The 20,636-nt window shown below is 64.3% G+C and carries 16 protein-coding genes; 9 read left to right on the top strand and 7 right to left on the bottom strand.

Annotation, left to right across the window (positions count from 1 at the left end; genetic code table 11):
* The first annotated feature begins 199 nt into the window (after nucleotides 1-199).
* Together ACYQML_RS24630 and ACYQML_RS24625 are read left to right on the top strand one after the other, a co-directional pair.
* Nucleotides 200-910: a winged helix-turn-helix domain-containing protein gene (locus tag ACYQML_RS24630; protein WP_461235783.1), complete on the top strand. Its 711-nt coding sequence runs from the start codon at nucleotides 200-202 to the stop codon at nucleotides 908-910.
* On the top strand, nucleotides 907-2,295 hold the full coding sequence (locus ACYQML_RS24625; protein WP_461234334.1) for a HAMP domain-containing sensor histidine kinase: 1,389 nt from the start codon (nucleotides 907-909) through the stop codon (nucleotides 2,293-2,295). Before ACYQML_RS24630 ends, ACYQML_RS24625 begins: the two co-directional genes overlap by 4 nt.
* Before the next feature lie 330 nt (nucleotides 2,296-2,625).
* Here ACYQML_RS24625 and ACYQML_RS24620 read toward each other — a convergent pair whose 3' ends face one another.
* Nucleotides 2,626-3,585 (bottom strand): DMT family transporter, encoded by a 960-nt coding sequence (locus tag ACYQML_RS24620; RefSeq protein WP_461234333.1) that lies wholly within the window; start codon nucleotides 3,583-3,585, stop codon nucleotides 2,626-2,628.
* A 406-nt stretch (nucleotides 3,586-3,991) separates the two neighbouring features.
* Here ACYQML_RS24620 and ACYQML_RS24615 point away from each other — a divergent pair, with 406 nt between their 5' ends.
* Nucleotides 3,992-6,850 (top strand): bifunctional [glutamine synthetase] adenylyltransferase/[glutamine synthetase]-adenylyl-L-tyrosine phosphorylase, encoded by a 2,859-nt coding sequence (locus tag ACYQML_RS24615; protein WP_461235782.1) that lies wholly within the window; start codon nucleotides 3,992-3,994, stop codon nucleotides 6,848-6,850.
* Nucleotides 6,851-6,961: 111 nt separating this feature from the next.
* On the opposite strand, the gene ACYQML_RS24610 is transcribed toward ACYQML_RS24615, so the two are convergent.
* The 3 genes from ACYQML_RS24610 to ACYQML_RS24600 all read right to left on the bottom strand — a co-directional run bounded on the left by ACYQML_RS24610 (nucleotide 6,962) and on the right by ACYQML_RS24600 (nucleotide 9,371).
* Nucleotides 6,962-7,975, bottom strand: coding sequence for an adenosine kinase (locus ACYQML_RS24610; protein ID WP_461234332.1), 1,014 nt, complete (start codon nucleotides 7,973-7,975; stop codon nucleotides 6,962-6,964).
* Nucleotides 7,976-8,072: 97 nt separating this feature from the next.
* Complete coding sequence (locus tag ACYQML_RS24605) at nucleotides 8,073-8,393, bottom strand: hypothetical protein (RefSeq protein WP_461234331.1); 321 nt, start codon at nucleotides 8,391-8,393, stop codon at nucleotides 8,073-8,075.
* Nucleotides 8,394-8,477: 84 nt separating this feature from the next.
* Entirely contained in the window at nucleotides 8,478-9,371 is an 894-nt protein-coding gene (locus ACYQML_RS24600; protein ID WP_461222435.1) for a protein-methionine-sulfoxide reductase heme-binding subunit MsrQ, read from the bottom strand.
* Between the two features lie 225 nt (nucleotides 9,372-9,596).
* Between ACYQML_RS24600 and ligA the strand changes: the two genes are divergently transcribed.
* Entirely contained in the window at nucleotides 9,597-12,020 is a 2,424-nt protein-coding gene (gene ligA, locus ACYQML_RS24595) for an NAD-dependent DNA ligase LigA (protein ID WP_461234330.1), read from the top strand.
* Nucleotides 12,017-12,868, top strand: a complete 852-nt coding sequence (locus tag ACYQML_RS24590) for a 3'-5' exonuclease (RefSeq protein ID WP_461234329.1) — start codon at nucleotides 12,017-12,019, stop codon at nucleotides 12,866-12,868. The genes ligA and ACYQML_RS24590 overlap by 4 nt, the downstream gene beginning before the upstream one ends.
* Before the next feature lie 4 nt (nucleotides 12,869-12,872).
* Here ACYQML_RS24590 and ACYQML_RS24585 read toward each other — a convergent pair whose 3' ends face one another.
* Nucleotides 12,873-13,355, bottom strand: a complete 483-nt coding sequence (locus tag ACYQML_RS24585; RefSeq protein ID WP_056429647.1) for a peroxiredoxin — start codon at nucleotides 13,353-13,355, stop codon at nucleotides 12,873-12,875.
* Between the two features lie 532 nt (nucleotides 13,356-13,887).
* On the opposite strand from ACYQML_RS24585, the gene ACYQML_RS24580 reads away from it, so the two are divergent.
* Nucleotides 13,888-14,484 carry a YqgE/AlgH family protein gene (locus ACYQML_RS24580; RefSeq protein WP_056429645.1) on the top strand — a complete coding sequence of 199 codons (597 nt, stop codon included), beginning with the start codon at nucleotides 13,888-13,890 and terminating at the stop codon, nucleotides 14,482-14,484.
* Between the two features lie 20 nt (nucleotides 14,485-14,504).
* Here the strand turns inward: ACYQML_RS24580 and ACYQML_RS24575 are convergent, their stop codons facing one another.
* The gene (locus ACYQML_RS24575; RefSeq protein WP_056429643.1) at nucleotides 14,505-15,491 is read right to left on the bottom strand and encodes a hypothetical protein; all 987 of its coding nucleotides are present in this window, start codon (nucleotides 15,489-15,491) and stop codon (nucleotides 14,505-14,507) included.
* A gap of 510 nt (nucleotides 15,492-16,001) precedes the next feature.
* Between ACYQML_RS24575 and dnaK the strand changes: the two genes are divergently transcribed.
* The 3 genes from dnaK (at nucleotide 16,002) to ACYQML_RS24560 (ending at nucleotide 20,019) form a co-directional block, all read left to right on the top strand.
* Nucleotides 16,002-17,918 carry a molecular chaperone DnaK gene (dnaK, locus tag ACYQML_RS24570; RefSeq protein ID WP_056429641.1) on the top strand — a complete coding sequence of 639 codons (1,917 nt, stop codon included), beginning with the start codon at nucleotides 16,002-16,004 and terminating at the stop codon, nucleotides 17,916-17,918.
* A 117-nt stretch (nucleotides 17,919-18,035) separates the two neighbouring features.
* Nucleotides 18,036-19,199, top strand: a complete 1,164-nt coding sequence (dnaJ, locus tag ACYQML_RS24565; protein ID WP_056429639.1) for a molecular chaperone DnaJ — start codon at nucleotides 18,036-18,038, stop codon at nucleotides 19,197-19,199.
* A gap of 184 nt (nucleotides 19,200-19,383) precedes the next feature.
* Nucleotides 19,384-20,019: a class I SAM-dependent methyltransferase gene (locus ACYQML_RS24560; protein WP_056429636.1), complete on the top strand. Its 636-nt coding sequence runs from the start codon at nucleotides 19,384-19,386 to the stop codon at nucleotides 20,017-20,019.
* Nucleotides 20,020-20,213: 194 nt separating this feature from the next.
* Here the strand turns inward: ACYQML_RS24560 and ACYQML_RS24555 are convergent, their stop codons facing one another.
* A complete protein-coding gene (locus ACYQML_RS24555) occupies nucleotides 20,214-20,411 on the bottom strand; it encodes a hypothetical protein (protein WP_461234328.1) in 198 nt (65 codons plus the stop codon).
* Nucleotides 20,412-20,636: the final 225 nt, after the last annotated feature.

The following is a 20,636-nucleotide window of genomic DNA, read 5'->3' as shown; positions in this document are numbered from 1 at the left end:
AAAACGCCCGCCTCATCCGAGGCGGGCGTTTTGCGTTCCAAAGTCGCTTTCCTTACCGGATGGTCATGATCCGGCCAAAGGGAGGTAAGGCGAGGCCCGGCACAGTCCCATCCTGTCTCAGAAGAGGGGAGGGGGCTTCGTGCCGATCCAAGCTCAAGCGGCTTTCCCGCGCATTCCCGACCACGTATCGTCCGGCCCCATGCGTCTTCTCATCATCGAGGACGACCGCGAGGCGGTCTCCTATCTCGTCAAGGCTTTCAAGGAAGCCGGTCACGTGCCGGACCATGCGGTCGATGGGCTGGATGGCTATGCAATGGCGCGGGAGGGCGATTACGATGTCCTCATCGTCGACCGCATGTTGCCGAAGCTCGACGGATTGTCGCTGGTTCGGTCCCTGCGCGAGCAGGAAGTCGCCACGCCGATCCTGATCCTCTCGGCGCTCGGGCAGGTCGACGACCGGGTGAAAGGCCTGCGGGCCGGTGGCGACGATTATCTGCCGAAACCCTATGCCTTCTCCGAGCTCCTCGCACGCGCCGAGGTGTTGGCACGGCGCCGTGCATCCACACCCGGCACCGCCGAGGCGACGTCCTATCATGTGGGGGACCTGCATCTCGATCGCCTGTCGCACCGCGTCACCCGCGGCGGTCATGAAATTCTGCTTCAACCCCGCGAATTTCGTCTGCTCGAATATCTCATGCGCCATGCCGGGCAGGTCGTGACCCGCACGATGCTGCTCGAACATGTCTGGGACTACCATTTCGACCCGCAGACCAACGTCATCGATGTCCATGTCTCACGCCTGCGGGCCAAGCTCGACAAGGATTTCGACACCGCCCTGATCCATACGATCCGCGGTGCCGGCTATATCCTGCGACCGGACGATTCCTCGCGCTCGTCCGACACGCCGTGAGCGAGGCCGACGGTCTGCCCGCGCGTATCCGGAACCTGTTCCGGACGACGGCCTTCAAGCTGTCCTTCGCCTATCTGGTCGTCTTCGCGACATTCGCCTTCCTGGCTTTGGGCTATGTCGCCTGGAATGCGAGCCGCGTGCTCGACGACCAGATGGTGTCGACCATCGAGGCCGAGATCAACGGCCTGTCCGAACAGTACAAGGCAGGAGGTTTGCGCCGGCTGATCTCCGTCGTCGAACGCCGGGCCGGCGAACCGGGAGCCTCCCTCTATCTGGTGACGACGGCGGCGGGAGAACGGGTCGTCGGCAATGTCGGAGCGCTCGCCGACGGAACCCTGGCCCAACCGGGCCAGACCGAGGCCGCCTATGCCCGAAGCGGTCAATCCGACGTGCTCGACCGCCACGCCATTCTGCAGGTCTTCGTTCTCCCCGGAGGGTTCCGTCTCGTCGTCGGACGCGACGTGGAGGAGCGTGACCGGCTGCGCTCCATCATCGCCACGACCTTCGGGTCCTCGGTGGCCCTGGTCGTCATCCTCGGGGTCGTCGGGGGATGGTTCGTGGCCAGCCGCGTTCTCCGGCGAGTCGATGCCATGACGGAGACGACGCGCCGGATCATGGCCGGCGACCTCGATGGGCGGCTCGCGGTGGCCGGAAATGGCGACGAACTCGATCGCTTGGCGAGCAATCTCAACGAGATGCTCGAGCGTATTGGCGAGTTGATGCGCGGCTTGCGCGAAGTCTCCGACAATATCGCCCACGATCTCAAGACCCCGCTCACCCGGCTGCGAAACCGCGCCGACGAAGCGCTTCACGGCGCCGATACGCCCGAGCAATTGCGTGCCGCCATGGAGGGCGTCATCGAGGAGAGCGACGGCCTGATCCGGGTCTTCAATGCCCTGCTGATGATCGCGCGGCTGGAGGCCGGAAACGCGCAGGAGATCATGGCCCGGTTCGATCTCGGCCTCGTGGCGCAGGGGGTGGGCGAACTCTATGAGGCACTGGCGTCCGAGCGGGGGATGGAACTGGCCATCGAGGCGCCCGAAGGGCTCATGATCCGTGGCAATCGCGAACTCGTGGGCCAGGCCCTCGCCAACCTCATCGACAATGCTGTGAAATATGGCGGCGCCGGCGGAACGGTGCGTGTCACCGCCGAAGAGCGCGGATCCGGCATTGCGGTCATCGTCTCCGACAATGGTCCGGGCATTCCCGAGGATGCGCGCGGGCGCGTCCTCGGCCGGTTCGTCCGCCTGGAGGAAGCGCGGTCGCTACCGGGATTCGGTCTAGGGCTCAGTCTCATCAATGCGGTGGTGCGCCTTCATCAGGGCACACTCGCGCTGGAAGACAATCAGCCGGGACTTCGCGTCGTCATGACCCTCCCGGCCTGAAACTGCCTTACAAAACTTACCGTCGCCGTCGTCTCTCGCTCACGGCACAACGGCGCAGCGGGAGTTGCTTTGAGAGATCCAAAGCAGGCCCGCGTTGGCGAGCCCATGCTCCATCTGGTGGTCGACATCCGACGGATGGAACCGACGGCCTGGGTCCGTCCCGACCCCCTTGTCGATTCTCGAAAGGTCGGCTCTCAGGCCGTCGAGGCAAAGGCCAACGACCGGGTCGAGGTGGGTTTGAAACGGCCTGCTTCCGGGCGACAGATGCATGAAAGCGGCCATCCCCCCCGCTCGCTTACGATCCTGAGAGGATGGTCCCGACCATGCCACTTAGATATCCCGCCCTTGATATACGTCGGGCGGAATGCGTCGCCGCCGCTGACTGAAGGTCAAGAGGCGGCCGTCGATGGCCGCAAGCCCGCAACCGATCAGCACCATGCCGATGAAGTGCTGCGGTTGCAGTCGCTCGCCCAGCACTGCTGCCCCCAGTATGATGGCTGATACTGGAATGAGGAAGGTGACGAGGAGTAGGTTCGTTGCCCCTGCCGTTGCTAGTATGCGGAAATACAGCACGTAGGCGAGCGCTGTAGACAAGGCGGCGATACCGAAGACCGCGCCCCACGCCGATGCATCCGGCAGCGGCAAGGTCCATGGTCGATCTACAACCATGGCGATGGGCACAAGCATGAGCGCGGACGCCGTCACTTGCCCTGTGGCTGTCGCGAGCGGTTGAACGCCCATCCGCAGGAAGCGCCGCCCAAAGATGCCAGCTAAGGCGTAGGACAAGGCCGCACTGAGTACAGCAAGCTGCGCCAGCAGGTCGGCCCCGAGGCCCGCCAGGACGGTTGGCCCGACCATCACCGCAACGCCAGCAAGACCTATGAACACGCCGACGAGCCGGTTGCCCGTCATCCTCTCGTCGGACGTGAAAACGTGGGCAGCAACGACGGTGAATAGTGGCGTGGCCGCATTCAGGATGGCAGCGAGCCCTGAAGCAATGTGGGTTTGGCCCCACACGATGAGGCAGAAGGGAACGGCGTTGTTGAGCAAGCCCATGCCGAGGAAGGCGGCCCAGATCCGCGCCTCGCGCGGCATTCTGAGGCCCGAGAGGGGCACGACGGTGTTGAGGATCAACGCTGCGAGCCCGACACGTAGGACGACGAGGGTGAACGGCGGCAGAGCGGAGAGCGCCACGCGCGTGAAGAAGAACGATCCACCCCAGAGCACCGAAAGGCTAAGCAACATCGCCCATTCGGGCGCAGACATTGTACGGTTCACGGCAGGGGGCATGACGGACCTCTCGCGGGTTCGCCTCTTGTTACGATCTCACCTGGGTGACGCGCGTCCGGTTTCTTGCGCTCGAATCCTCCGTTCCCTCACCACTCAGAGCCGGTTTACCGGCCGACGAATGGCCGCTTTTCGAAAACCTCGACGGCTTTCCATGCGGACCGACATGGGCCGAATACGGAACGTCCGATTCCGGGCGGAGAGCGAAAGCCCGCTTCTCACCCATCGCGGACGCCCAAGGCGGGTACCTTCCGTCAGATTTCCACCACGAGCTTGGGCTTTTGAAGTGTCGCGCGTTTTCTGACGTAGAACCAGTGCCCGCTTTTGCTGAACCCGCTGAGCCGGGAAAGGACAGCCCGTGACCGAGGAAGCGCCTTTGACCCAGCGCCTGACGAGGGCGCCCGTCCTGATGGATCCCGAGCGTGCGGCGGCACGGCTCAAGGAGGTCGAGGCCGCGTTCGCCCATCTCGATGAGGCGGGACGAGCGCTGCTTCTTGGCCTCGCCGACCATTCTCCCTTTCTATGGCAGCGTGTCGTCCGAGACCCCGGGCACGTCGCCGCGATGCTGGATCGATCGCCCGAACGCGTGGTGGCCGACCTCATCGCCCGGCAGCGCTCTGCCGCACGCCAGGAATCCGGAGAGGTCCGCGATCTCGACGCCGTCGCCGCCGAGCTTCGACGCAACCGCGGTGATCATGCCCTTCTGGTGGCCCTCGCCGATATCGGTGGGCTCTGGCCCCTGGCGACGGTGACCAAGGCGCTCTCCGATTTCGCCGATGCCTCCGTTCATGCGGCTGCCGAAGCTCTTTTGTTGCAGGCAGCCGAGGCCGGGCGGTTTTACCCCCATGACATCGCGAGCCCGCAGCTCAAATCCGGCCTCGTCATCCTCGGCCTTGGCAAGCTCGGGGCCGGCGAGCTCAACTATTCCAGCGACATCGACCTCGTCGTGTTCTTCGATCCCGATATCGCGCGGTTGAAGGAAGGACTGGCTCCGACGCCGTTCTTCTCCAAACTCGCGCAGGGGATCGCCAAGCTGCTGCAGGAGCGCACCGCCGAGGGTTACGTCCATCGCGTGGATTACCGCCTGCGCCCCGATCCCGGATCGACGCCGACGGCCATCTCGCTGAACTCGGCCTATCTCTACTACGAGAATCTCGGCCAGAACTGGGAGCGCGCCGCCTATATCAAGGCGCGCGCGATCGCCGGAGACATCGAGGCGGGCGAACACTTCCTGGCGGGCTTGCGGCCCTTCGTCTGGCGCAAGTATTTCGACTTCGCCTCCATCGCCGACGTCCATGCGATGAAGCGCCAGATCCATGCCGTGCGCGGGCACGACACGATCGCGGTCGCCGGGCACGACATCAAGCTCGGGCGCGGCGGCATCCGCGAGATCGAGTTCTTCGTCCAGACCCAGCAGCTCGTCTTCGGCGGGAGACGGCCGGACCTGCGCGGCCGCCGCACCATCGCGATGCTGGCGGCGCTCACCGAGGAAGGCTGGATCGACGGCACCGCGCGCGACGAGCTGGGCCAAGCCTACGATTTCCTGCGCACCATCGAGCACCGCCTGCAGATGGTGAATGACGAGCAGACGCAACGATTGCCGACCGAAGAGGCCGGCCTCGAGAGCTTCGCCCGTTTCGCCGGTTTCGCCGATGCCAAGGCCTTCGAGACGGAACTGCTCCATCACGCCCGGCGCGTGCAGGCGCATTATGCCCTGTTGTTCGAGGCGGAACCGGACCTGTCGGCTTCCGTGGGAAATCTCGTCTTCAGCGGGACGGACAACGATCCCGCGACCCTCGCCACCCTCCGGACCCTGGGCTTTGCCGATCCCGAGCGCGTGGCCGAGACGGTGCGCGGCTGGCATTTCGGTCGTCGCCCCGCTGTGCGCACGGCGCGTGCCCGCGAGGTTCTCACCGAGCTCGTCCCGGCCTTGATGCAGGCGCTCGGCGGCACGCCGAACCCCGATGTGGCCCTGGATACCCTCGACCGCGCCTTCGCGCGGATGCCGGCGGCGGTGGAACTCCTCACCATCCTGCGCTCGAACGATCGTCTGCGCCTGCTCTTCGCCGACCTGTTGGGAAGCGCTCCGCGCCTGGCCGAGACCGTCGCCTTCAGTCCCCATGTCCTCGACACGGTCATCGACCCGGCCTTCGTCGTGCCGAAGGTCGATGCCGAGGACATCGCCGCGCAGTATCACGGGCTGGTCGGCAAACCGGCGGCCTATGAGGATTTCCTCGACCGCAGCCGGGACGCCGCGCGGCAATTGCGCTTCGTCACCGGCGCGCGACTGCTCACGGGCATCCTCTCGCCGCAGGCGGCGGGGCGGGCCTATGCGGGCATCGCCGATGCCGTCGTGGCGGCAAGCCTCGATGCGGTCTCCCGCCAGTTCTTTGCCGAGCATGGGGAGGTGTCCGGCGGGCGCTGTGTCGTCCTCGGCCTCGGGCGGCTCGGGGCCAACCAGATGACGGCGGAATCCGACATCGACCTCGTCGTGCTCTACGATTTCGATGCGGAGAACCGGACGAGCCTCGGGCCGAAGTCCATCGATGCGGTCATGGCCTATAACCGGCTGACGCAACGCCTCGTCGCGGCGCTGACCGCACTGACCCGGCGCGGCGGTCTCTACGAGGTCGATCTTCGCCTGCGTCCCGGCGGCGGGCAGGGGCCCGTGGCGGTGCAGATGCGGAGTTTCCTCCCCTATCAGCAGGGGGAGGCCGATCTATGGGAGCACATGGCGCTCACCCGAGCCCGGGTCGTCGCCGGGGATCGAAGTCTCGGCGACGAGGTGATGGCGCAGGTCCAGATCATCGTCGGGCTGAAGCGCGAGACGGCGGAGGTCTTCCGCGCGGTTCGCGACATGCGCCAGATTGTGGCCAGTGAGAAAGGGTTTGCGGGGCCGCTCGATCTCAAGCTGGCGCCCGGAGGATTGCTCGATCTCGACTTCATGGCCCAGGCCCTGACCCTGGCCCATGCTGAGCGCCATCCCGGTCTCATCGGCCTCGATGCATCCTCCGTCTTCGCCGAGGCTGGTAATCGGGGCCTTCTGCCGGTGAACGAGGCGCGACGGCTCGGCGAGGCCTATCGCCTCTTCGACGACGTGCTCCATTGGCAACGTCTCATGGGCGAGGCGGAATCGAAGGCGGGCGCGTCGGTGGCGTTGACGCGGCTCGCCATCGCCATGGGCCTGCCGGATGCCGCGACCCTGGCGGCGGAACTCGATGAACGCCGCGCCGAGGTCAGATCGCTGTTTGAGCGCCTGCTCGGTTGAGCCTCGCAAGCCCGCTTTCGCGGGCCTCCCGCACCGGAATCGGACCCATCTACCGCTTCTTCGTAAATCGCGTCCGATGGCGGTCGAAAGGGGGGTGCTATGGCGGTGATTTCAGAGGAGGCCGCGCGCCTTGGCCAGGGCCACGAGGTCGTGCTGCGGCCGGGCGCCGATATGCTGGATCACCTCTGCCGCCGCCAAGGCTCCGAGCCGGGCGCTCGACACGTTGTCGAGGCCGCGGGCATGTCCGGCGAGGAAACCCGCCGCGAACAGGTCTCCGGCGCCGGTCGTATCCACCACTTCGGTCACCGGCGCGGCCTCGATGGCGCGGATCTCGCCGCCCTTGACCACGATCGCGCCCTCGGCGGAGCGGGTGACGAGGCCGAGGAGATGCATGCCGCGCTGGTTGCGCTCGTCGCGCAAAGCTTTGATGGCCGCTTCTTCGTTGTCCGTCTCGTAGAGGCTCTTCAGCTCGCCAATATTGGCGAACAGAATATCGATGCTGCCGTCACGGATGAGGCCCAGAAACTCCTCGCGGTAGCGGCCGACGCAGAACGCATCGGACAAAGTCATTGCGACGGCGTTGCCGGCATTGTGGGCGATCTTGGCGGCCTTGCGGAAAGCTTCCTTGGCCGCCGGCGGGTCCCACAGATAACCTTCGAGATAGACGGTGCGGGCACTCGCCACGGTGGCCTCGTCGACATCGGCCGGTGACAGACCCTGGCAGGCGCCGAGATAGGTGTTCATGGTGCGCTCGCCATCCGGCGTCACCAAAATGAAGCAGCGGGCGGTGGCGGGGCCTTCCGGAGCGGCCGGCACAGTGAAGGAGACGCCCGTCGCCTTGAGATCATGGGCGAAAAGGCCGCCGAGCTCGTCGTCGCGGACCTTGCCGATGAAGCCGGTCTTCGCGCCGAGGAGAGCCGCGCCCACCGCGGTGTTCGCGCCAGAACCGCCGGAAACGATGGTGGCCGGTCCCATCACCGAGAACAGGCTCTCCGCCCGGTCCTCGTCGATGAGCTGCATCGCGCCCTTGGCGACGCCCTGCTGTTCGAGAAATCCATCATCCGTCCGAGCGATCAGGTCGACGATGGCGTTGCCGAGGACGAGAAGGTCGAGGGGAGCGGACATCGGACATCCTGTCTGGCGCTGGCGATGCCGCAGGCTGTGGCATCGCACCCAAGGAGGGTCAAGCGAGGGAAGGCGTCACGGGTCCGCGAAGCCCCCACTATTGCAGCGATTTCACCTCACACTGCGCGTAGTCGCCGCTCGCTTTCACATAGGCATTCAGCGCCTTCACATAGGCCTCGGCCAGGGGACGATAGGCCGCGATCTGGAGATTGTAAGCCTTCACCGCGTCGTTGAACGTGTAGGCCTCCCAGCCGGGGCATCCTCCCTTGGCATCGAGGCAAGCCGGCTTGGCGGGGGCGGTCGGCTTCGTCGGGCGCGTCGCCGGGGCTGGCGGCACGGCCTTCGCGCATTCCGCCATGGCGAAGGACGGAAGAAGGACTGTCAGAACGAGAGCCGCTCCAAGAAGCCTGACACGCATCGCTGGAATTCCCTCACGTTCGAGACGCCCACTCACCCGGACGGTGCTGAGCTTGTGCGTGAGGGACTGCGCTGCAGCAAGCGCTCAGCTCGCCTGGACCGCTTCCCGCCCGGACTGGTGGGGGGCAGGTCTGCCCTTGCCGCCTCTAGTCATGGCGGGACGCATCACGTTGAGCAGGGGCAGCGCGATGCCGGTGACGAGCACCCACCAAGCCGGGCGCAGGCCATCGTAGAATTCGAGATTGGCTCCGAGCACCGCGCTGGCGGGTACGCCGCTCTTCACCCCATACCACGCCGCTTCCACCAGGGCGGTGACGAGGGAGGCCGCGATGGCGAGGCCGAGGAGGGTGATCGCGTTCATTGGCAGGCGGAAACGCTGCATTCCCCGCCATCCCATCAGCAGAAGAAACAGGCCCGTCCAGTAGACCGGCGCCGACACGTCGATCTTGGCCTGAAGGAAGTAGTGGAACAGGCCGAGCACCGCGATGACGTAGACGGTTTTATGCAGGCGCGGCCAGGCTTTGCCGAGACGGCGGATCATCCCGTCCGTGGAGGTGATCCCCAATACGGTGAGACCGAGCAGGGCCACGAAGCCGATCGTGAGATAGAACCGCGAGACGATCTCGCTCACCACCTTCGACAGGATGAAATTCTGGTCCACGACATAGAGACCTAGATGGACGACACCATAGGCGAGGACAGTGAGGCCGAGCATGCGTCGGACCAGGATCAGCTTCGGATAGTTCGCGATCCGCCGCAGCGGTGTCACTGCGAGCGACAGCAGCAGGAAGCGCACCGCCCACTCTCCTGTGCTGTGAATGAGGGCGGTGATCGGCTTCGGCCCAAGGGCGTCGAGCCCATAGGCGGCGGCGAGCCAGAGGCCGGGCGCCAGCGCGAACAGGAATGTCGCGAGTTTCAAGCCCGAGACACGGCCGGCGCGGTCACGCCAGGGAGCGGAGAAAGCGGGTGTGGCAGGCATGAAGGTCCGTCATCGGAAAAGTCTTCACCCTCAAATAGGCGAGCGTGGGGACGATATAGGGTGGCCAGTCACACGTTCGCGCGAGACTGCCTGTTCCATTCGTATGGCTTCCGCCGAAGGTTACCTCTCCACCGTGCCGCTGAGGCGCATCCGTGGGGCCTCCCGTCGCCGTGCCCGGTTGTGATAAACCCCGCGATGCCCCAGCCAAAGCCGCGAAACGTATTCATGCCAGCATCCGCCTTGTCCGACCCGATCGATGCCATGAGCGCCGAGGAGGCTCGGGCCGAGCACGCCGCATTGTCCGAGCAGATCGCGGAGGCAGACCGGCTCTATCACGGAGAGGACGCACCCGAGATCACGGATGCGGAATACGACGCCCTCCGGCGTCGCCTCGAGACGATCGAGACCCGCTTTCCGGATCTTGCCGGCACCGGACAGGCAAGCGCCTCCGTCGGCGCAAAGGCCTCGGAAAAATTCGCTAAAGTTCGGCATGCGGTGCCGATGCTGTCGCTGGGGAACGCCTTCGCGGATGAGGAGGTCCACGATTTCGTGGGCCGGGTCCGTCGCTTCCTTAACCTGCCCGATGAGCCGCTTGCCTTCACTGCCGAGCCCAAGATCGACGGCCTGTCCCTCTCCCTACGCTATGTCGAGGGTAAGCTTGTCACGGCGGCCACCCGCGGCGATGGCGAGGTCGGCGAGGATGTGACCGCGAATGCGAGAACCGTCTCGGGCATCCCGGAGGTGCTGGCTGGGACGGGTTGGCCGGAGATCTGCGAGGTACGTGGCGAGGTCTATCTCTCGCACGCGGATTTCGCCGCCATCAACGCTCGCCAGGAAGCGGCAGGGAAGGCGCTTTTCGCCAATCCGCGCAATGCGGCGGCTGGGTCCCTGCGCCAGCTCGATTCCCAGATCACCGCCTCGCGGCCGTTGAAATTCTTCGCCTATGCCTGGGGTGAGATGTCGGAGATGCCGGAGACGACGCAGCACCGCATGATCGCGGCCTTCGCCTCCTGGGGATTCGCGGTGAACGACCGCACTGTGCTCTGCACAGACGCGGAAGCCATGCTGGCGCATTACCGCACGATCGAGGAGGATCGCGCCGGCCTCGGCTACGACATCGACGGCATCGTCTACAAGGTCGACGATCTGGCTCTTCAGCGACGCCTCGGCTTCGTCTCGCGCAGCCCGCGCTGGGCGCTGGCGCATAAGTTTGCGGCGCAGAAGGCCTTCACGATCCTCGAGGCCATCGAGATCAATGTCGGCCGGACCGGGTCGTTGAATCCGCTGGCGCGGTTGAAGCCCGTAACGGTGGGCGGTGTCGTTGTTTCGAACGCGACGCTTCATAACGAAGGCTACGTCCAGGGCGTTGGCGGGGACGGCGAGCCGATCCGCGACGGTCGCGACATCCGCGTCGGCGATACGGTCATCGTGCAACGTGCCGGCGACGTGATCCCGAAGGTGATGGATGTCGATCTTGCGCGGCGGCCGCCGGAATCGAAGCCCTATGTCTTTCCGGAGACCTGCCCCGCCTGCGGCAGCCGCGCCGTCCGCGAGGTCAATCCACGCACCGGACAGCGCGACGCGGTACGCCGCTGCACTGGCGGGCTCATCTGCCCGGCGCAGGGACTGGAGCGCCTGAAGCATTTCGTCTCGCGCAACGCCTTCGATCTCGAAGGCTTCGGCCAGACCTATATCGAGGTGCTGTTCGAGGCCGGACTCATCAAGCAACCTGCTGACCTGTTCCGCCTGGAATTCGCGCCGTTGAAGGAGGCTATCGTCGCCCGTCGAGAAGCGCTTTCGGCCGAGCGTCGCGCCGAAGGTGAGCCGCCACCGAAAAAGGCGAAGAAGAAGGGGGACGACGAGGACAAGGCCATTAAGAACCTGCTCGCCTCCATCGATGAGCGCCGCAGCCTGGCCCTCAACCGGTTCCTGTTCGCCCTCGGGATTCGCCATATTGGCGAGTCCACCGCCAAAGCCCTGGCCAAACGCTTTCCGGATATGCCGAGCCTGATGCAGGCCCTCGCCGCCGCTGCCGCCGCTCAAGCTGGACCGGACTGGCTCGAACTCTCGGCGGTACCGAGGGTTGGGCCGACGACGCGGGACCGGTTGCTCGAATTCGGTTTCGTGGGCGAGGCGGAGGGCAGCGAGGTCGGGACGGGCCGGCGCCCGACTACGGCGCAGCGGGCTAACCTGATCGCCCATTACGGCGACGAGGCTGCCGTGGATGCAGCCGTCGCCCGCGCCCGTGACCAGCGTCCCGGCGATCCCTATCGGGTCTTCGCCGACGATGGCGAGATCGGCCCCGTGGCCACCGATTCCCTCATCGCGTTCTTTGCCGAACCTCACAATGCCGATGCGGTCAACGCCCTGCTCGGAGAAGTGAAGACCGAGCCGATGGCGGTGGCCGCCACTGCGACCGCTTTCGCCGGCAAGACCCTTGTCTTCACCGGCACCCTGGAGCGCATGACCCGAGGCGAGGCCAAGGCCACGGTTGAACGCCTCGGCGCCAAGGTCTCGGGCTCCGTCTCGGCCAAGACCGACCTTGTCGTCGCGGGGCCCGGCGCGGGCTCAAAGCTGAAAGATGCCGAGAAGCACAGGGTCAAAGTGGTGAGCGAGGAAGATTGGATCGCCATGGTGGAGACGGCGTGACGACGCTCGCCATCGATTTCGAGACGGCCAACGAACGGCGCGACAGCGCCTGCGCGGTCGGGCTCGCATGGATCGAAGGTGGTGCGGTGGTCCGGCGTGAATCACGCCTGATCCGGCCACGTGAGATTCGGTTCTCGCTGGGCAACATCCGGGTCCACGGTATCCTGCCGGCGGATGTCCGCAAGGAACCGGAATTCCCGGATGTGATGGCGGAGTTCCTGCCCGACCTCTCGTCCGGGCTGGTACTCGCTCACAATGCCGGCTTTGACATGGGTGTGCTCCGGGCTTCGCTCCACGCCTATGGCATGACCGTTCCAGCCTTCGCTTCGCTCTGCACACTTCAAATCGCGCGAAAAGTGTTTCCCGCACCGGAGGGATGCGGCCTCGGCAAGGTCGCCGCCCGGCTCGGTATCCGTTTCGAACATCACGATGCGGGTGAGGACGCCTATGCCTGCGCGGAGATCGCCCTCGCTGCGGCGAGGCAGCACGGAGCTCCTGACATCACTGCCCTGGCAAGGGCGATCCACCTGCCGGTTACGCGACTGCCAGCCGGATATGTCGAACGGGAAACAAGGTCGTTCGAGTCACCTGTCTCGCCGATCGGGGCGATGCGGTTCTCCGTGCGGGGTAGCAGCGGCAATCTCTACGCGGTGACCCTGGAGGACCGCCCGAGCGGCCCGCGTCTGCGATGCACCTGTATGGCAGGACGCTACGGTGTCGCCTGCCGCCATGCCAAGGCGCTTCTCGTCGGTGACATCACCGATCTCGTATCGGGCAACCACGCGGACGTGGTCGCCCTCAGCAGGATGTTCGACGAGGCCGCGATACCGCGACCCCGGGACATGTGACCGTTCAGATGACCTTGAGCAGGGCGTCGACGCCGGAAATCTCGGTCTTGGCCGGAGATTCTTCGACGTTCAGGACGCGCACCACGCCATCATCCACCAGCATGGAATAACGCTTAGAGCGCGGTCCGAGACCGAAGCCGGCCCCGTCCATGTCGAGGCCGATGGCCTTGGCGAACTCGGCATTGCCGTCGGCGAGGAACTCGATCCCGTCGGCATTGCTGGCCTTCTGCCAGGCTTCGAGGACGAACACGTCGTTGACGGAGGTCACCGCCACGGCATCGACGCCGCGTGCCTTGATCTCTTCCTGCTTCTCGACGAAGCCGGGCAAGTGGTTGCGGTGGCAGCTCGGCGTGAATGCGCCTGGTACGCCGATCAGCACGATACGGCGCCCTTTGAAGATATCGTCGGTGGTCTTAGCCTCGGGGCCCCCGGCGCCATTCACGCGAAAGGTCACCTGTGGAAGGTGGTCGCCAACCTGGATCGTCATCCGTCGTCGTCTCCTCAGATCGCCTGGAGCCCATGCCCGGTCTCGATGACCGAGTTCTGACACCACGACGCGCGAGAGCTCATGGGCCAATGGAGCCATGATGACCCCCGATAGGTGAGAAGGGTCTAGCCCGAGCCTCGGGGCGTGTCGAGGCGAGCCTCCGCGAAGGAGCCCCCGTCCACATTCCATTGATGGACGTCGACCGTATCGAGCGGGCACGGATAGGTCGTCGTCCTCAGCCCAGTCGGGTTCGAGCGAAAAGAGGAGGCGAAAGGCCGTTCCCGTTTCCCGAACTAGCAAGGGCTGAAAATCCGTGGGGAAGGATGATGATTCAGCCCTTCCCGACGCCGTGGACCTCCAACTTCCCGCTTCGATCCTTAGGTCATCGAAGCTTAGGAACTGCGAATTTTCCAGCGATGCATCATTCACGCGCCGCCGCTTCAGCAGGGACAGGGAGGTCGTCATCCTTCTTATCGATGGGCTGGATCGCATCCCTGCTGGACAAGCCATCACGCCCAGGTAGCATGATGCGATGCGACATGATCCGGTCTCCGCCTATCTCGACGGTCAGTTCCTCGTGGCAATGCCCGGCCTTACGGACGAGCGCTTCGCAAGGTCGGTGATCTATCTCTGCGCCCATTCCGCCGATGGTGCGATGGGGATTATCCTTAACAAGCCGGCCAGCGACCTGAACATGCCCGACCTCCTGGTCCAGTTGGACATCGCCAGTGAGGACGACGCGATCCGCCTGCGTGAGAAGGTGGGCCATATTCCGGTGCTCATGGGCGGTCCGGTGGATGCCAAGCGCGGCTTCGTGCTTCACACCGACGACTTCCACATCGATCAGTCGACACTCATCATTGATGATGGGATCTGCCTCACCGCGACCGTGGAGATTCTACGGGCCATCGCGAACGGGGCGGGGCCTGCCAGCGCAGTTCTCGCCCTCGGTTATGCAGGGTGGCAGGCAGGCCAGCTCGAGAGCGAGATTCTCGCTAATGGCTGGCTCAACTGCCCCGCAGACCCAGAAATGATCTTCAATGCCGCGCTCGAAACGAAGTACGAACGCACTCTGCGCAGCAACGGTATCGACCCGGCAATGCTATCCTTCAGCGCAGGGCGAGCCTGAACGGATCGACTCGTATCGCTTCATTCTCCGATCGGCGAACCGTCGCTGTCTGGGTTCATACCCTCCACCGGCGGCTTCGCCTTACGAGGCCTGGGCGTCGTGCTCGCGGTCGGTGTGCTCGTATTGGCGCCAAGCCTTGCCGCGAGGGAAAGTGCCCGCGCCTCGGTGAAACGCACGTTGCAGAAGCCGTGGGCGCCCTCCCGGGCATAGGTCCGGCACGTTTGCTCACGGTCGGAGGAGAAAGCCGCCTGTTCGGTGACGATGGTGCGGACGTCCTGCCCGCGGGCGCGCTGGGTCATCACCTTATAGTTATCACGCACAGCCTTGTCGGCGACGCCTCGTCCAGAGTCGAATTCGGCGGAGCGAGGGATTAGGGTCGCTGCTGCAGGACCCCATAGTCCGCCCGGATTGGTGGCGCAATCTGCCGATGCGAAGCTGCAGACACGGCCACCGCTAATCGGTGTCACCAAGACGCTGCCTTCGAGGATTTCGAACCGAAGCGGGCATTCACCGCCGGTGATCTCGTAGCGCGCCACGCCCTGGGGACGTCCCTCGGAGGAAAGAGAGATCGGCGAGCCCCCGGATAGCGGTACCTTGCAGGTCTCGCTCGGCTGCGAAATCTTGGTGCCGGGCAAGGTGATCCGCGCGGTGGCCGCATTGCCAGCCTTGTCGATCTTGAGGCTGCCAGTCAGGCCATTGAGCAGGAGTTCCTGGCCAAGGATGTTGTCGTCGCTCGGTGTTTTCAGGACGACGGGGCGCGGGGGCGCAGGGGCCGGCCTTGGAGCTTCAGGGGCTGTTTCTCCTGGTGCGCCCGGCGGCAGCAACGTCCCCGGCTGAGGCGCTCCGGCCGGAGGTACCCCGCGAGGTGGTACTGGAGGCTTAGCCGCCTTGCCGATGCCGAACAGCTCCTCGAAAAAGTTCTGCGCCCCGGCTTCGTTCGCCGGAAGGGCGACGAGAGGCAGGACGAGGAGTGCAGGGAGCAGGTGGAAGGCGCGGGATGGACGCATCAAGTCTTTCATGCCTTTGGAGCTCGCGGCACCGGACTGGTGAACGGTGAATGTGCGTCGGGCTCTCGTTCTTGCATCAACTGTTTCGAAACCCTGATGTCACATCCGGGGCTGATGCTTTCGCCGACAAACTGACTTTTGACCCGCTTTGACGGCCCGGAAGCCCGTCTTCCACGTTCCAGACTAGCATGTGATGGGTGGCGCGGACGTGGCGTCCCTGCAACATTTTTGAGATCCATGCTGCCGAATATCGATCATCCCTCGTGCAAACATCCCGATTCGCGAAGGAGATAGGATCGGCGTGGCAGTTCGGAACGCTTCGCCTTGCGGCTCCGCATCACCCTTCTTATATCCGGCGGGACGCGGGATTAAGACCTGGATTGGCGCGTTTCAGGCGCTCTGGCTGGTTCGAATTCCGCTCTCACAATCTTTCGTTCTTCACCGCCATGGGCCGGGCCGCTTCGGGGCTCGGCGGTCTGCTTGACCAAATGACATGAGAGGGATCCCGCCATGGGTAAAGTAATCGGCATCGATCTGGGCACCACCAATTCCTGCGTGGCCGTCATGGAAGGCACGCAGCCCAAGGTCATCGAAAACGCGGAAGGCGCGCGCACCACGCCGTCGATCGTCGCCTTCCTCGACGACGGTGAGCGTCTCGTCGGCCAACCGGCCAAGCGTCAGGCCGTCACCAATCCGGAACACACGTTCTTCGCCATCAAGCGTCTCGTGGGCCGTACCTACGACGACCCGATGACGCAGAAGGACAAGGGTCTCGTGCCCTACAAGATCGTCCGCGGCGACAATGGCGATGCCTGGGTCGAGGCCGACGGCAAGAAGTATTCTCCCTCGCAGATCTCGGCTTTCACGCTTCAGAAGATGAAGGAGACTGCTGAGGCACACCTCGGTCAGCCGGTGACGCAGGCCGTCATCACGGTCCCCGCCTATTTCAACGATGCACAGCGTCAGGCGACCAAGGATGCCGGCAAGATCGCCGGCCTCGAAGTCCTGCGCATCATCAACGAGCCGACAGCGGCCGCCCTGGCCTACGGCCTCGATAAGAAGAAGACCGGCACGATCGCAGTTTATGATCTCGGTGGCGGCACGTTCGATGTGTCGATCCTCGAGATCGGTGACGGTGTGTTCGAGGTGAAGTCCACGAACGGCGATACCTTCCTCGGCGGCGAGGATTTCGATAACCGAGTCGTCGAGTACCTGACCTCCGAGTTCAAAAAGGAGCAGGGGATCGATCTGACGAAGGACAAGCTCGCCCTTCAGCGCCTCAAGGAGGCCGCTGAGAAAGCGAAGATCGAGCTGTCTTCGGCTACTCAGACCGAGATCAACCTGCCCTACATCACGGCCGACGCCACGGGGCCTAAGCACCTCGCGCTGAAGCTCAGCCGCGCCAAGTTCGAGTCCCTGGTCGACGACCTCGTCCAGCGCACGATCGAGCCCTGTCGCAAGGCGCTCAAGGATGCCGGCGTCTCGGCCTCCGAGATCGACGAGGTGGTTCTGGTCGGCGGCATGATCCGCATGCCGAAGATCCAGGAAGTGGTGAAGTCCTTCTTCGGCAAGGAGCCCCACAAGGGCGTCAATCCGGATGAGGTCGTGGCCATCGGTGCGGCGGTCCAGGCCGGCGTGCTCCAGGGCGACGTCAAGGATGTGCTGCTTCTCGACGTGACCCCGCTGTCGCTTGGCATCGAGACGCTGGGCGGTGTCTTCACCCGTCTGATTGACCGCAACACCACGATCCCGACGAAGAAGTCGCAGACCTTCTCGACGGCCGAAGACAACCAGAACGCGGTCACCATCCGGGTCTTCCAGGGTGAGCGCGAGATGGCGGCTGACAACAAAATGCTCGGCCAGTTCGATCTGATGGGCATCCCGCCGGCCCCGCGCGGCATGCCGCAGATCGAGGTGACCTTCGACATCGACGCCAACGGCATCGTCAACGTGACGGCCAAGGACAAGGCGACGAACAAGGAGCACCAGATCCGCATTCAGGCTTCGGGTGGTCTGTCGGATGCCGATATCGACCGGATGGTGAAGGACGCCGAGGCCAATGCCGAGGCGGATAAGAAGCGTCGTGAGTTGGTCGAGGTGAAGAACCAGGGCGAAAGCCTGATCCACGCCACCGAGAAGTCGGTGAAGGAGTATGGCGACAAGGTCTCGGCCGACGACAAGGGCGCCATCGAGACCGCTATGACTGCCCTTCGCACGGCCCTCGAGGGTGATGATGCCGAGGTCATCAAGTCCCGCACCACGGATCTGATGCAAGCTTCCATGAAGCTCGGTGAGGCGATGTACGCCGCCAGCCAAACGCCGGAAGGCGGGGCGGATGCCGCTGCCGGTGAGGAGACTAAGAAAGACGATGTCATCGACGCCGACTTCCAGGAAGTCGATGACAAGGACCAGAAGAAGCGGGCATAAGGCGCACGCTGCATGCGGGGCCGGAGTGATCCGGCCCCGCATCACGTCTGGTTACCGACAATGGCGTGATTCCCGTGACGATGGGTGAGATCCGCCGGGGACTTTTGAGGACGGGGAATGTCGAAGCGGGACTACTACGAGATTCTTGGGGTCTCAAAGACCGCGACCGACGGCGAGATGAAGGTCGCCTTCCGCAAGCTGGCAATGACCTATCACCCGGATCGCAATCCGGGGAATGCGGAAGCAGAACTCAAATTCAAGGAAATCAACGAGGCCTACCAGACGCTCACCGATGGGCAGAAGCGAGCGGCCTACGATCGTTTCGGTCATGCTGCCTTCCAGCAGGGGGGAGCGGGTGGCCCCGGATTTGGAAACGAGTTCGGCGACTTCATGTCGGACATTTTCGATAATTTCTTCGGTGATGGTCGAGGGGGGGCAGCAGCCGGCGGCGCGCGAGGCGGTCGCGGTGGCGCGACCCGTGAGCGCGGCGCAGACCTGCGCTACAATCTAGAGATCTCTCTTGAGGATGCGTTCGCCGGCAAGACCGAAACCATCACGATGGCGACGGCGGTAACCTGCGAAGTCTGCTCCGGCAGCGGTGCGAAGGCCGGGTCCAAGCCGAAGCCCTGCCAGACCTGCGGCGGCTACGGCCGCGTGCGGGCGGCCCAGGGGTTCTTTGCCATTGAGCGTACCTGCCCGGCTTGTCATGGGCGCGGAGAGATCATCGACAATCCGTGCGGAAATTGCTCCGGCGCGGGTCGCGTCACGCGAGAACGCACGCTGTCCATCAACGTCCCGGCGGGGGTGGATGACGGTCTGCGCATCCGTCTGGCTGGAGAGGGCGAGACGGGACTGCGAGGCGGGCCGGCAGGCGATCTCTACGTCTTCCTGTCGATCAAGCCGCATACTTTCTTCCAGCGCGATGGTGCCGATCTTTTCTGTCGCGTCCCGATCTCCATGGTGACAGCCGCCTTGTCGGGCGAAATCACTGTGCCGGTCATCGATGGTTCGCAGACGGAAGTCCGCATCCCCGCGGGGACGCAGACCGCTAAGCAGTTTCGCATAAAGGGTCGTGGCATGCCGGTCCTGCGGTCGCGGGATGTCGGCGACCTTTATATTCAGGTCTTCGTAGAGACCCCGCAGAACCTATCGAAGCGTCAGCGCGAGCTCCTCCAAGAATTTAATAGTACGGCCTCCGAAGAGAACCACCCTGAGAGCGCAGGCTTCTTTTCGAAGGTGCGGGACTTCTTCGACGGTCTCAGCGGGGCAGCCCGCTCGTGACGGGCGTCCTCATCCGCGACGGCGGATCGAAACCGGCTCTTTGCCGTTGTAGCTGTGGCGGTGTTGCATCGCCGCCGCGAGCACGCTCCGCCCTTCCTGATGATACGAGGCTTGTGTCTTGACGGACATCGCTCTTTTGTCGTCTAGCCTTAGCCTCCCACGCGTGATCTGAGGATAGTGGATCTTGTTGCCGCTACGCCGACCCAGCGCCAAAGCCTACGCCGCTACCGGTTCTGTCCGTGAACGGCGGGAGCCGCTGGAGGATGAAGCTCGCTTCCTGCGCTCTTGGTTCGAGAGGCCGCTCGTTACCGGTTCGGTGACGCCGTCGGGCAAGATGCTCGCGCGGATGATGGCATCCTATGTCGATCCTCGTACGCCGGGCCCCGTGATCGAACTCGGACCCGGTACCGGTCCGGTGACCGAGGCACTCATCCGCCGGGGCATCGAGCAGGAACGTCTCGTGCTCGTGGAGTACAATCCGGATTTCTGCAAATTGCTGCAGAAGCGTTTTCCTCGCGCTACGATCCTGCGCGGCGACGCCTACAACATGAAACAGACGATCGGTGAGTTACTCACTTCAAAGGCCGCTGCAACCGTCTCCAGCCTGCCGCTGTTCACCAAACCTCTTGAGCAACGTCTCGATCTTCTCAATGCCGCGCATACGATGATGCATCCGGGTTCGCCCTTCGTGCAGTTCACTTATGCGGTGGTGCCGCCGATCCCCGAACGCTGCGATGCCGGGAGCTATACAGCCAGCCGCTCGAGCCGTGTTTGGCTCAACCTTCCGCCAGCACGGGTCTGGGTTTACCGCCGTCCCTGAGTCATTGCTGGCGAACGTTGGCTGAAGAGCCGGCTCATGCACGGTTCAGCCCATTGCTCCTACGGTCTGGCTACAGCGCCGGGATCGCCCTGGCGTAGCAATCGACGGAGGCTGACATGGCGTTTCGCGCATTCGCACATCGGATGAGAGGTTGGTTTGCCGCTGCGGCCCTCGCCATCGGCGTTGTTGGCATGTCACCGGGCATCGTTCAGGCAGCACCCCTTTCCCCTTCCGTAGCCTTGGCCGATCCGGCACAGGCCAGTATCGTTCCTGTTCAGTACGGTTGGGGCGGGCACCATCACCATCACCATCACCATCGTAGGCACCATGGCTGGGGTGGACATCATCGCCATGGCTGGGGCGGGCACCGTGGGCACGGCTGGGGCGGTCATGGTCATCATGGATGGCGCCCGCGCCATCACGGTTGGGGCCACCATCACCATCACGGGCATCGCCACGGCGGTTACTATCGCTTCTAGTAAAAAAAGCCCCAGCGGGCTCGTCCGCTGGGGCTTCTTCTTGGTTTCCTATAGGACCAATCCATCCCTTTCCAGGGCTTAAAGAATCTCGCCTTCGGCATGGGCATCGGTGCCATTCACGACACTCGCGTTCTCTGG

The organism is Methylobacterium sp. CM6244 (genome assembly GCF_054817885.1).
This window is presented reverse-complemented; position numbering and strand designations above follow the sequence as displayed.

Excerpts from the sequence above, each read along its gene's own strand:
- ACYQML_RS24630 (WP_461235783.1), top strand. The coding sequence starts at position 200 with ATGCGTCTTCTCATCATCGAGGACGACCGCGAGGCGGTCTCCTATCTC.
- ACYQML_RS24620 (WP_461234333.1), bottom strand. The coding sequence starts at position 3,585 with ATGCCCCCTGCCGTGAACCGTACAATGTCTGCGCCCGAATGGGCGATG.
- ACYQML_RS24615 (WP_461235782.1), top strand. The coding sequence starts at position 3,992 with ATGGATCCCGAGCGTGCGGCGGCACGGCTCAAGGAGGTCGAGGCCGCG.
- ACYQML_RS24610 (WP_461234332.1), bottom strand. The coding sequence starts at position 7,975 with ATGTCCGCTCCCCTCGACCTTCTCGTCCTCGGCAACGCCATCGTCGAC.
- ACYQML_RS24605 (WP_461234331.1), bottom strand. The coding sequence starts at position 8,393 with ATGCGTGTCAGGCTTCTTGGAGCGGCTCTCGTTCTGACAGTCCTTCTT.
- ACYQML_RS24600 (WP_461222435.1), bottom strand. The coding sequence starts at position 9,371 with ATGCCTGCCACACCCGCTTTCTCCGCTCCCTGGCGTGACCGCGCCGGC.
- ligA (WP_461234330.1), top strand. The coding sequence starts at position 9,597 with ATGCCAGCATCCGCCTTGTCCGACCCGATCGATGCCATGAGCGCCGAG.
- ACYQML_RS24585 (WP_056429647.1), bottom strand. The coding sequence starts at position 13,355 with ATGACGATCCAGGTTGGCGACCACCTTCCACAGGTGACCTTTCGCGTG.
- ACYQML_RS24580 (WP_056429645.1), top strand. The coding sequence starts at position 13,888 with ATGCGACATGATCCGGTCTCCGCCTATCTCGACGGTCAGTTCCTCGTG.
- ACYQML_RS24575 (WP_056429643.1), bottom strand. The coding sequence starts at position 15,491 with ATGCGTCCATCCCGCGCCTTCCACCTGCTCCCTGCACTCCTCGTCCTG.
- dnaK (WP_056429641.1), top strand. The coding sequence starts at position 16,002 with ATGGGTAAAGTAATCGGCATCGATCTGGGCACCACCAATTCCTGCGTG.
- dnaJ (WP_056429639.1), top strand. The coding sequence starts at position 18,036 with ATGTCGAAGCGGGACTACTACGAGATTCTTGGGGTCTCAAAGACCGCG.
- ACYQML_RS24555 (WP_461234328.1), bottom strand. The coding sequence starts at position 20,411 with ATGACCGCCCCAGCCGTGCCCACGGTGCCCGCCCCAGCCATGGCGATG.